The organism is Halapricum sp. CBA1109 (assembly GCF_009741825.1).
In the GTDB taxonomy this organism is placed as follows: Archaea; Halobacteriota; Halobacteria; order Halobacteriales; family Haloarculaceae; genus Halapricum.
Genome location: NZ_WPCA01000095.1, coordinates 1 through 10,890, shown reverse-complemented (window position 1 = coordinate 10,890; position 10,890 = coordinate 1). Strand labels below are relative to the sequence as shown.

The 10,890-nt window shown below is 67.9% G+C and carries 8 protein-coding genes; 4 read left to right on the top strand and 4 right to left on the bottom strand.

Annotation, left to right across the window (positions count from 1 at the left end; genetic code table 11):
* Nucleotides 1–33: 33 nt before the first annotated feature.
* The gene (locus tag GJ629_RS10960) at nt 34–990 is read right to left on the bottom strand and encodes a succinylglutamate desuccinylase/aspartoacylase family protein (RefSeq protein ID WP_157513085.1); all 957 of its coding nucleotides are present in this window, start codon (nt 988–990) and stop codon (nt 34–36) included.
* An 87-nt stretch (nt 991–1,077) separates the two neighbouring features.
* On the opposite strand from GJ629_RS10960, the gene GJ629_RS10955 reads away from it, so the two are divergent.
* Nucleotides 1,078–1,353 (top strand): hypothetical protein, encoded by a 276-nt coding sequence (locus GJ629_RS10955; RefSeq protein ID WP_157513083.1) that lies wholly within the window; start codon nt 1,078–1,080, stop codon nt 1,351–1,353.
* A 203-nt stretch (nt 1,354–1,556) separates the two neighbouring features.
* On the top strand, nt 1,557–2,687 hold the full coding sequence (gene citZ / locus GJ629_RS10950; protein WP_157513082.1) for a citrate synthase: 1,131 nt from the start codon (nt 1,557–1,559) through the stop codon (nt 2,685–2,687).
* Here citZ and GJ629_RS10945 read toward each other — a convergent pair.
* The 3 genes from GJ629_RS10945 to GJ629_RS10935 form a co-directional block, all read right to left on the bottom strand.
* Entirely contained in the window at nt 2,684–4,555 is a 1,872-nt protein-coding gene (locus tag GJ629_RS10945) for an SLC13 family permease (protein WP_157513087.1), read from the bottom strand. The two genes, citZ and GJ629_RS10945, sit on opposite strands and share 4 nt — an antisense overlap.
* 67 nt (nt 4,556–4,622) lie before the next feature.
* Entirely contained in the window at nt 4,623–6,059 is a 1,437-nt protein-coding gene (locus tag GJ629_RS10940; protein ID WP_157513081.1) for a hypothetical protein, read from the bottom strand.
* A 36-nt stretch (nt 6,060–6,095) separates the two neighbouring features.
* On the bottom strand, nt 6,096–8,177 hold the full coding sequence (locus GJ629_RS10935) for a DEAD/DEAH box helicase (protein ID WP_370515869.1): 2,082 nt from the start codon (nt 8,175–8,177) through the stop codon (nt 6,096–6,098).
* Between the two features lie 110 nt (nt 8,178–8,287).
* On the opposite strand from GJ629_RS10935, the gene GJ629_RS10930 reads away from it, so the two are divergent.
* Together GJ629_RS10930 and GJ629_RS10925 are read left to right on the top strand one after the other, a co-directional pair.
* Nucleotides 8,288–8,821, top strand: coding sequence for a hypothetical protein (locus GJ629_RS10930; RefSeq protein ID WP_157513080.1), 534 nt, complete (start codon nt 8,288–8,290; stop codon nt 8,819–8,821).
* Between the two features lie 44 nt (nt 8,822–8,865).
* On the top strand, nt 8,866–10,890 hold a 2,025-nt coding region (locus tag GJ629_RS10925; RefSeq protein ID WP_157513078.1), incomplete at its 3' end, for a PAS domain S-box protein.

Here is a 10,890-nt window from a genome sequence, read left to right as displayed (position 1 = left end):
GGCGAGCGCGAGGCCCCGGACAGAAAAAGTGGTTTAGTATGAGTCCACGTCGATACCGACCGAACAGACGTACTCGCCGGTGGCAACCTGCGGGAGGCGGCGGGTGCGCCAGACGATGCCCTCCGTGTCGGCGGTGACGGTGTCTTTCGTCGTCCCGAAGACGTCAGTGATGCGGTAGAGGCGGTCCCCGCGGGAGACGGGGTCGCCGAGGTCGACGTCGAACTCGACGAGGCCGCCGGCGGGTGCGCCGTACTGGTCGAAGCCGCCGGCGCGGGTCTGGGTCTCGGTGGTGACCGACGCCGGCAGGAAGTCGTAGTACCGGAGGACGTTGAACAACCCGCGGACGCCGATGTCGATGCTATCTAAGTCCCAACCGACGCAGCCGCCCAGTTCCGGGTCGATAGTGGGGATGCCCTCGTCGGGGCCAGCGCGGGCGAGTTGGCCGTCGGGGCCCTTCTGATCAAGGACGTGGCCACAACCGAAGACCTTCGCCAGTTCGAGACAATCCTTGTGCATCCGGTGGCGGCTGCCACACCGGACGCGGGTCTCGTTTATCATCCGGCTGGTCGACCCTTGGTGGAGGTCGACGATGAGGTCCGCGCGGGTCGCGGCGTCGAAGGTGGCGGCGGCGATGCGCTCGGTGGAGGTGCCGTTCTCGTCGCCGGGGTAGGCGCGGTTCATCTTCGTGTCGTCGATGGGGTTGCGGTGTTCGGCGACTTGGAAGGCGTGGTAGTTGACGATGCCGACGATGAGCAGCGTCCCCGAGAGCGCCGCGGGGTCCAGTTGCGGGACGAACTGCTGGATGACGCCGACGCCGTTGAGTTCGTCGCCGTCGCTGGCGGCCTGCACGTAGAGGGTTTTGCCGCTCTGACTGCCGTTGACGACGGCGACGGGAAGCCCGACGGTGGAGCCGTCGCGCGTCTCGCCGACGGTCAAGCGCCCGGTGTCCACCTCCCCGGGGGCCGCACTCGCCGTACCGAGAGTGGTCATTACCAGAGTTGGGCGGATGCACAGTCTTAGGCGGTTCGGTTCGGGGGAACCGACGCGATTTTGGGGCTGCCCGACCAACGACAGCGTGTGACAGACGACACGTCAGCCTCGGGCCGAAAGCGGTTCGTCGAGGCGCTCCACGTCCGGCGAAACGCCGTCCGCGGGTTCGGGTTCGCCGCCGTCGTGACCGTCCTCGTCTACGTGCTGTTCGTCGGACTGCCGGTGTTGGGCGGGGACGGCCTCAACAGGGGCGAGTGGTTCTGGTTTCTCGGCCTCGGGCTGTCGATGGCGCTCGGGCTCGGCGGCCTCGTGACGACGGTTCTCGTGGCGCTGCGGGCCCGGACGCTGAGCCGAGAGCTGTGAAGACGCCACGAGAGCGGCCGGCAGTCGACGCGAGCTCCCGTCCGACTGTCGGCCGAAGATGTGCGTGTTTGCCCAACTCTTCCGACGTTCGCTGACAGATATAAGAGTATATTGCCGGTTGCGGGGGCTATTGTCCACACTCGCGGGGTGTGGCGGTGGGCCAAACGACAATGTTTTTCCCCGAAGGTTGAGTCAACTATGGTATGACCGACGAGCTCAAGAAGGGCCTGGAGGGTGTCGTGGTGGCCGAGTCCGCGCTGAGCCACATCGACGGCGACGCCGGCCGGCTCGTCTACCGGGGCTACGCCATCGAGGACCTCGCGGGCGAGGCCAGCTACGAAGAAGTGCTGTACCTGCTGTGGCACGGGGAGTTGCCGACGGCCGAAGCGCTGTCGTCGTTCTCGTCGGACATGGCCGAACACCGGGCCGTCGACGAGGACGTGCTCTCGACGGTGCGGGACCTCGCGACAGCCGACGAGAACCCGATGGCGGCCCTCCGGACAGCGACGTCGATGCTGTCGGCCTACGACGAGGACACCGAGGCCGGCGACCGGGAAAGCGACCTCGAACACGGCAAGCGCATCACCGCCAAGATGCCGACGCTCGTCGCCGCGTTCAAGCGCCTCCGGGACGGCGAGGAACCCGTCGAACCGCGAGCCGACCTCTCCCACGCCGCGAACTTCCTGTATATGCTCAACGGCGAGGAACCGGACGACACCCTCGCGGAAGTGTTCGACATGGCGCTGGTGTTGCACGCCGACCACGGCCTCAACGCCTCGACGTTCGCCGCGATGGTGACCGGGTCGACGATGTCGGACCTCTACAGCGCCGTCACGAGCGCCATCGGGACGCTCAAGGGCGGCCTCCACGGCGGCGCGAACCAGAACGTGATGCAGATGCTCACGGAGGTCGACGAGAGCGACAAGCCCGCTGTCCAGTGGGTCGACGACGCGCTTGACGGCGGCCGACGGATCCCCGGGTTCGGGCACCGCGTCTACAACGTCAAGGACCCGCGGGCGAAGATCCTCGGCGAGAAGTCCCAGGCGCTGGGCGAGGCCGCCGGCGACCTCAAGTGGTACTCGATGAGCCAAGCCATCGAGGAGTACATCGCCGAGAACAAGGGGCTGGCCCCCAACGTCGACTTCTACTCCGCCTCGACGTACTACCAGATGGGCATCCCCATCGACCTCTTTACCCCCATCTTCGCGATGAGCCGTGCCGGCGGCTGGATCGCACACTTCCTCGAGTATCAGTCCGACAACCGCCTCATCCGGCCCCGGGCGCGGTACACCGGTCCGACGGACCTGACGTTCACGCCCGTCGAGCAGCGCTAGAGGCCCCATATCGCCGCGATTCCTATCGTCGTCACGACCGCGAACAGCGCCTGCAACGGCCCGCCGACCCGGAGGTAGTCGGTAAAGCGGTAGCCGCCGGGACCGTAGACGAAGAGGTTCGTCTGGTAGCCGACGGGCGTCATGAAGGCCGTCGAGGCCGCGAACGTCACCGCCAGCACGAACGAGAAGGCGTTAGCGCCCAGTTGGATCGCCGCCTCGACGGCGACTGGGATCATCAACACGACCGAAGCGTTGTTCGAGATGACGTTCGTCAGCAGGGCCGTGACGACGTACAGCAGACCGAGCACGATGATCGGCGGCAGCGACGGCGCGACGGCGACGATGAGGTCGGCCAGCAGCGTCGCTCCGCCGGTGACCTCCAGCGCGATGCCCAGCGGGATCACGCCCGCGAGGAGGACGATGACGTCCCACTGGACGGCGTCGTACATCTCGGTCGCCTTCAGACAGCCGGTGAGCACCATCGCGAGCGCCCCGCCCAGCGCCGCGACGGCGATGTGGACCGGCGTGAGCGCCGCCAGCGCGACGACGGCGGCGACGATACCCACCGCGACGGGGATGCGCGAGCGGCGGTAGTCCGGCCGTTCGACCTCCTGTGCGACGATGACGTTCGGGTTGTTCTGCAGTCGGTCGACGCTTTCAGTCGGCCCCTGGACCAGTAGCGTGTCGCCGACCCGGAGGGTCGTCCGGTCCATCCGCGAGCGGATCAGCGCCTCCCCGCGGCGCAGCGCGAGCACCGTCATATCGTAGCGCTGGCGGAAGTTCGTGCTGGCGAGGGTCTCGCCGACCAATTCCGACCCCGGCGCGACGACTATCTCGACGAGGTTCGACCCCGTGTCGGCGGCTTCGAGCTCCGTCTCTGTCACGTCGACCTCCGGCAGGAGGTCCAACCCGTCGGCGTCCATCACCTCGACCAGCGTGTCCCGGTCGGTTCTGATGGCGAAGACGTCGCCGGCCCTGACCTGCCGGTCGCCGATACCTTCGAGGAAGACGCGGTCGCCGCGGATCAACTGGACCACGTCGACGTCGAACTCGCTCGACTCGATGGCTTCCCGGACCGTCGATCCGACGATGGGGGAGTCCTCGCGGACGACGACTTCCGTGAGGTAGTCGGCCATCCGGAAGGCCTCGGTGAGGTCGCCCGCCGCCGGGATGCGGGCGGGCGTGAGCCACCGGCCGACCGTCAGCAGGTAGGCCGTCCCGACGACCATCACGACGATACCGAGGCTGGTGAACTCGAACATCGAGAACGCGGTCAACTCGGGGTTTCCCAGTTCCCGACCGAGGCGGGCGGTGATCTGGCTGGCGAGGATGTTCGTCGACGTGCCGATGAGCGTGAGCGTCCCGCCGAACATCGAGGCGTACGACAGCGGGAGCAACAGCTTCGACGGCGACGTGTCCCCCTTGTTCGCGAGGTCGGTCACCATCGGGAGGAGGATGGCGACGGCGGCGGTGTTGTTGATAAAGCCCGAGATGGGGCTGACGAGACCGATGGTCGCGCCGAGTTGCCGGGACTCGCTGTCGCCGGTGTAGGTCGCTATCTTCGCGCCCAGCAACTGGATGACGCCCGTCTTCCGGACCCCCGCCGAGAGGATGAACATCGCGAGGACGGTGATGGTCGCGGTGGAGGCAAACCCCGAGAGCCCGGCCGCGAGCGCCTCACCATCGGCGCCCGGCGGCGCGAGGACGTACACTGGGTCGGCCAGCAGACCGAGGGTGGCGAGTTGTTCGGTCAGCGGTTGGACGAGCAACAGCGCCACCATAACGCCCAGTGCGGTGACGTCTACCGGCACCGCCTCGGTGGCGAACAGCACTAACGCTGCGAGGATGACGGCGAAGACGAAGACCATCCCGGCGTTCGGTCCGAGCGCGAGCGCCACAGGTCGGCGTCGACTGGCCGGGAGAAAAAGACTGTGTCTACGCGGGAACGACGTCCTCGATTGTGGCCGTTCCGCGGACGCAGTCGGCGGCGTGGTCGATGGGGTCGACCACCTCGCCGTCGACGAGGATGGCCATCCGCTCGGTGTCCCACTCGGCGTCGTACTCGGCTTCGAGGACGGCCGCGAGGTAGCCGCCGATGCCGACAGCGTGGGCGGTCAACAGCATCGAGGCCTGATCGGTCTCGTCGCCGAGTTCGGCCTCGGCGAAGCGCTCGCCGTCGAGTTCGGTCTCGATCAACTCGGCCAGACGGTCGAGCGAGTCAGCGGAGAAGTCCAACTCGTAGTCGGGCCAGCGCTCGGCGAAGTCCTCGCCGCTCTCGCGCAGGCGGTCGGTAAGTTCGGTGTCGGCGTCGCCGCCGTCGTCGGGCCCGCCCAGTTCGGTCGGTTCGGGGTCGGCCCCGGCGGTCGGCGAGAGGTCGAGTTCGGCCGCTAGCCCGTCGTGTTTGCCCGCGACCGTCGCCTCCCCGGCGAGGCACTGCTGGGCGACGTGAAACACCGTCACGCCCGCGCCGGCCGCGGCGGCGTCGGGCCCGGCCGGCACGTCGACGGTCCAGCCGACCTCCTCGGCCTCGACCCACTCACCGTCGTGGACGCGGACGAACACCTCACCGAGGTAGCTCCCGACCTGCGTGACGACTTCCGTGTACACCTCCGAGTCGTAGTCCTCGCCGCCGTACTCGACGTCCTCGAAGCGCTCTGGCCCCCACTGCTCGTCGATCAACTCGTCCAAGCGACCCAGCGATTCGACGGTGTAATCGAGGTCGTACTCGCCCCAGAACTCGACCAGTTCCGTCGCCGAGGCCAGAAACTCAGCCCGCGGGCTGTCCTCGGGCACGTCCACGTCCGCGTCGTCGCCGTCGTCCAGCCCCACGTCGCCGTCCGCGCCCGCGAGCAGCGTCGACTCGTCGTCGGTCGAGTCGGCGGTGTCGGGAGCGTCGTCGGTCGCGTCCGTGTCGGTCGCCTCCGACGCCGTCGTGCGGTCGGGTTCGGCCTCCTCGATCAGGGCCGACGGGTCGTCCTCGGCGTCTTCGTCCTCCTCGTCGACCAGTTCCGTCGTCAGTTGCTCGAAGCCCGTCTCCTCCCACGAGATTGGTTCGTCGTCCTCCTCGGAAGGCGTGTCGTCGTCCGTCGCTTCGTCGGTCGTGTCCGTCCCGACATCGTCCTGCACCGCGGTGTCGTCGCCGAGTGTGGGACCACCGAACTCGTCGGTCGTCGGTCCCGCGGTATCGACGCTCCCGGTCGTCTCGTCGTCAGTATCCGCGGTGGACGCATCGGCGTCGGCACTCTCGGTCGTCTCGTCGTCGGTGCTCGTGGCCGCCGACTCGGCGGCGTCGTCGGTTGTTCCGCTGTCCGTGTCCTCGTCGTCGGCACTCCCGCCGCCGAACAGCGACCGGACCGCGTCGAACAACCCCATACGTGAGCCTTCACCGGACGAGTGATAGTGGTTTCGTCATTCCTCCTCCTCCCGGAGAGCGAGTTCGGCGACGATGTCGTAGGGATCTTTCCCCTTCCGGATGTGATCGAGCAACAGGAACGACTCCGTCGGCGAGAGGAAGTGTCGACAGACCGCCCGGCCAAGCGCGGTCGGTTCGAGGCCGTCGATGAACTCGTACTCAAGCAGTTTCCCGATGGCGTGTTTGGTGGGCACGTCGCCGATCATCCGGCCGTTGAGCGCCTTGGCCCGTGAACCGGCGACGACGAGGTTCGCCAGCGTCTCCTCGACGGCCGCGCCCTCGTCGTAGACAGTCCGGACCGACTCCATCTCGCCTTTCAACAGCTTGAACGCCACCTCGTCCTCGGTCATCTCCTGGCTGTTGTGGTAGCTACAGTCGGGTTCGACTAGCAGGTACACCGTCCCCTTGTCGTGGTAGTCCGGGCGGCCCGCGCGGCCGAGCATCTGGTGGAACTCCTGTACCGAGAGCCACTCGATACCCATCGCCAGCGAGTCGAAGACGACCTGCGAGGCGGGGAAGTCCACCCCCGCCGCGAGGGCGGCCGTCGTGACCACCGCCGCCAACTCCTGATCGGCGAACTGCTGTTCGACCCGCTTGCGGCGGCCGTTGTCCAGTCCCGCGTGGTAGGGCGCCGAATCGTACTGCAGTTTCCGGGATATCTCGTGACAGCGCCGTCGGGAGTTGGTGAAGATGATAGTCTGGCCGCGGTACCCCTTCGAGGACTTCGTGTCGAAGGCGCGCTTGACGAGTTTGTCCTCGATGTCGGTCTTGTCGTAGCTATCCGCGAAGGTGACGTGGCGCTCGATGGGCACCGGTCGCTCCTCGAACTCGATGAGCTGTGCGTGCAGTTGCTGGGCGAGTTGCCCGGCGTTGCCGACGGTCGCCGAGAGGTAGATCCACTGGGTGTCGCCGTACTCGTGGGGGCCGGCCCGGCCGTCCCGTAGCTGTGCGGCGGTCCGCTCGACCGAGCAGTAGTGTTTGAGCCGCGAGATGAGACCGTCCAAGCGGTGGCCCCGTTCGCCCTCGCCCAGCGTGTGCACCTCGTCGATGACGACGGTGCCGATGGTGCCGAGGTCCTTGCCGGTCCGGAGGGCGTGGTCGACGCCCTCGTAGGTGCCGACGATGACATCCGCGCCCGGGTCGAACCGGTTGTCGTCGCCGGCGATACGGCTCGACCCGACGCGGAGGGTCACGTCGACGATGTCGCCGTACTCCTCCTGGAAGTCCTCGTACTTCTGGTTGGCCAGCGCGACGAGGGGAACGAGAAACAGCATCTTCCCCTTGCCGTTGAGGACGCGGTCGATACCGGCCATCTCGCCGACGAGGGTCTTGCCCGTCGCCGTCGCCGACACCACGAGTTGGTCTTGGCCCTCGGTCGCGCCGTTCTCGACGGCGAGACTCTGGACCGGCAGGAGGGAGTCGAACCGGGATTCGAGTTTGGTCTGGACGCCGGGGTGCAGCGAGAGGTCGCTCGTCGGCACCGGGTCGACCTCCTCGACGGTCGCGGATATCTCGTCGAACTTCGTCAGGTCGGGGTCCAGTTCCCCCGCGAGCAGGTTCGTGATGCGGTCTAAATCTTGGACCTCAAGCAGCAACTCCTCCAGTCGGTCCTGTGCGCTGCCGGTCACGTCGCCGTGGTAGGACAGTTCCCGTTCGAGTTCGGCCATCGCGCAGTCGGGACAGATGTCCTCGTCGTCGGCTCTGATGGCCGTCTCGCTCGTGATGGGGGAGTACTCGCCACTGGAGGCACAATACCGGCAGGTCCGGACGACCTTCGCCTCTAGCTGGTAGCCGTCGAGCATCTCGCGGACGCGGTCGCGGCCCCGTTTTGAGGTCTGTTCGGAGATGCGAATGCGGGCCGCTCGGCGGGCGATGTCGACGAACTGATCCGGGCTGCGTGGCTCCTCGCTGGAGCCGTGTTTGACCCGGAGGCGGGCGGGGCGTGGCCCCGCACTGGTCTCTTTCAGTTCGAGCACTCCGTGGAGGACGCGCTGACCGTCGTTCTCGACGGCGACGCGGAAGCGCTCGCCCTCCTCGTGGAGAAAGAGGGTGTCGACCTCGGCGACCTGCTGTGACACGGGTGTCGGTAGGCGAGCCGGCTATTTCAGGGGTTCGGAACGGTGCAGTTGCGGCGACAAAAGGGTTTACTATCCACGGGGAGTTGACCGCGCCAACGGTGGGACCACAGATGCACGAACCAACGCGGACGGGGAACGAGATAGAGCGACCGGGAGACCGGGAGACGGGGGCGCGGACCCGCGGCGAGGACACCGGCGGCCCGCTGGGCCAGATACTCGCGGACGAACCCACGACCGTCGAGACGGCGTCGCTGTCGGCGACACTGCTCGGCGTCCCGGAGGTGTCGCTCCCGTCGGTCGTCTACGACCACCAGCTAGACGGGACGAGGGCGGACGAGCGGCGACCGATGGCGCTGTTCGACATCGAGAACACCGCCGAGCGACCGATCACGTGGGCGACAGCCAATACGTCGTTCGTCGGGACGGACGGCTACACGTACAGTCCGGCACAGTTGTCGGTCGACCCGTCGGCGCTCGGTCCGGGGTGTCACACCCGCCGGGTGGAAATCGGGCCGGGACGGCGGGCCCGTGTCGTCGCGCTGGTCGAGGAACTACCGACCGGCGTCGATATCGACGAGGTGGTACAGACGGTGCCGATGCACGCCCACGTCGAGACGACGAGACTGACGTTCACCGTCGGGTAGCGACCCCCGAAGCGTTTACTGTACGTACGTCCAACCGGGGGTGTATGAGCGCGCCACGGGTGGTCGTCGTCGACGGCGACGATGGGCTCGCCCGGGAGCTATCGACGTTCGAGACGCTGGTCGTCACCGAGCGACCGGCGGTCCGGGCCGCGCTGTCGGAGACGCCCGATTGTGTGGTCGTGACCGACGGGACGACCGTGCCGGTGGCCGACGTGCTCGCCACCGTCCGGGATATCGCGCCGGACGTGCCGACGATAGTAGCCCCCTACGACGGGAGCGAGCAGGCCGCGACCGACGCGCTGGGGGCAGGCGCGGACGACTACGTGCCGGCGAACAGGCCGGAGACACTCCGGGGTCGGGTAGGCGACGCCGTGGGCGAGCGGTCGGCGGAAGCGGGTCTCGGGGCGGGCCGGACGCCAGTCCCGCTTGAGTCGATAGCCGGGAGCCTCTCGGAGGTGCTGGTGACCATCGACGCGGACAGCACCGTCCGGTACGTCAACGACGCCGTCGCGGAGGTGTTCGGCTACGAGCGCTCGGCCGTCGAGGGCGAGTCGCTGACGATGCTGATGCCCGACCGGTTCCACGACGCCCACCACGACGGCGTCGCGCGGTACCTCGCGGCGGGCGAGCGGGCGCTTGACTGGTCCGCTATCGAACTGCCGGGCCAGCACGCCGACGGCCACGAGATAGAGTTAGAGATATCCTTCGGGGAGTTCACCGACGGCGGCGAGCGCTACTTCACCGGCCTGATCCGGGACGTGACTGCGGAAGCCGACCGCGAGGCGGCCCTCTCTGAGCTGTACGAGGCGAGCCAGCGACTGCTGCTGGCGACGACGCCCGCCGAGATAGCGCAGGTGACCGTCGAGACGGCGAGCGAAGCGCTAAACCTCCCGGTATCGGGAGTCTACCGTGAGAGCGCCGACGGGGAGCGACTGGAGCCGCTGGCGACCAGCGAGGGCGCGCGGGACCTCTTCGGGGACCCGGTGCCGGTGCTCTCGGCCGGGGACTCGCTGGCGTGGGAGACCTACCGCGACGGGGAGACGAGAGTGATCGACGACGTCGACGACCGGCCGGGCGCGCACAATCCGGGGACGCCGATCAGGACGGAGCTACAGGTCCCCATCGGCGACCGGTGGCTGCTGGTCTCGGGGTCGACCGACGACCGGACGTTCGAGGACTACCAGATAGATTTCGCCGAGTTGCTGGCCGCCGCCACGGAAGCGGCGTTCCAGCGGGCCGACCGCGACGCCGAACTGAAGCGTTACGAGACCATCGTCCGGAGCATCGACGAACGGGTGTGCGTCATCGACAGCGAGTTCACGGTCCAGATGGCCAACGAGGCGCTGTGCTCGTTCGTCGGCATTCCGCGCGAGGAGTTGCTCGGCGCGTCCGTCGGCTCGTTTCTCGAATCGCGGGTCGACACGACGGCGCTGTCGGCCGCCGATCCCGGCGAGTCCATCACCGTCGAAGTCAACGTCGTGACGGCCGAGGGGAGGGTCCCCTGTGAAGTGGACCTGACGGCGCTACCGCCGGGGGCGCAACTGGAGGGGTTCGTCGCGGCCGTCCACGACATCAGCGACCGGAAGGCCGTCGAGCAGTCGCTTGCCGCCCAGCGCGACCGCTTCGCCCGCCTGTTCGAGAACATCCCCGACCCCGTCGTCGAGGCCCGCATCGTCGACGGGACGCCCGTCGTCGAGTCGGTCAACGCGGCCTTCGAGGACGTCTTCGGGTACGACGAGGCGACCGTCGTCGGCGAGGACCTCAACGAGTTCGTCCTCCCGCCCGACGGCGACGCGCGGGCGTCGCTGCTGGACAGACGGGCCGAGGACGGCTCCCTCGTCGAGGCCGAACTCAGGCGCGAGACCGCAAAGGGGATCCGGGATTTCCTCTTTCGGGGTATCCCGGTCGAGGCGTCCGGCGACGCGGGGACGCTGGCGTTCGGCATCTACACCGACATCACCGACCAACGGCTCCGGGAGCGCCGCCTGGGCGTCCTCAACCGCGTCTTCCGGCACAACATCCGCAACGATATGAGCGTCGTTCTCGGGCGGGCGCGCCACCTCGTCGAG

Coding starts and splice junctions, on each gene's coding strand:
- GJ629_RS10960 (WP_157513085.1), bottom strand. CDS start 990: ATGACCACTCTCGGTACGGCGAGTGCGGCCCCCGGGGAGGTGGACACC.
- citZ (WP_157513082.1), top strand. CDS start 1,557: ATGACCGACGAGCTCAAGAAGGGCCTGGAGGGTGTCGTGGTGGCCGAG.
- GJ629_RS10945 (WP_157513087.1), bottom strand. CDS start 4,555: ATGGTCTTCGTCTTCGCCGTCATCCTCGCAGCGTTAGTGCTGTTCGCC.
- GJ629_RS10930 (WP_157513080.1), top strand. CDS start 8,288: ATGCACGAACCAACGCGGACGGGGAACGAGATAGAGCGACCGGGAGAC.
- GJ629_RS10940 (WP_157513081.1), bottom strand. CDS start 6,059: ATGGGGTTGTTCGACGCGGTCCGGTCGCTGTTCGGCGGCGGGAGTGCC.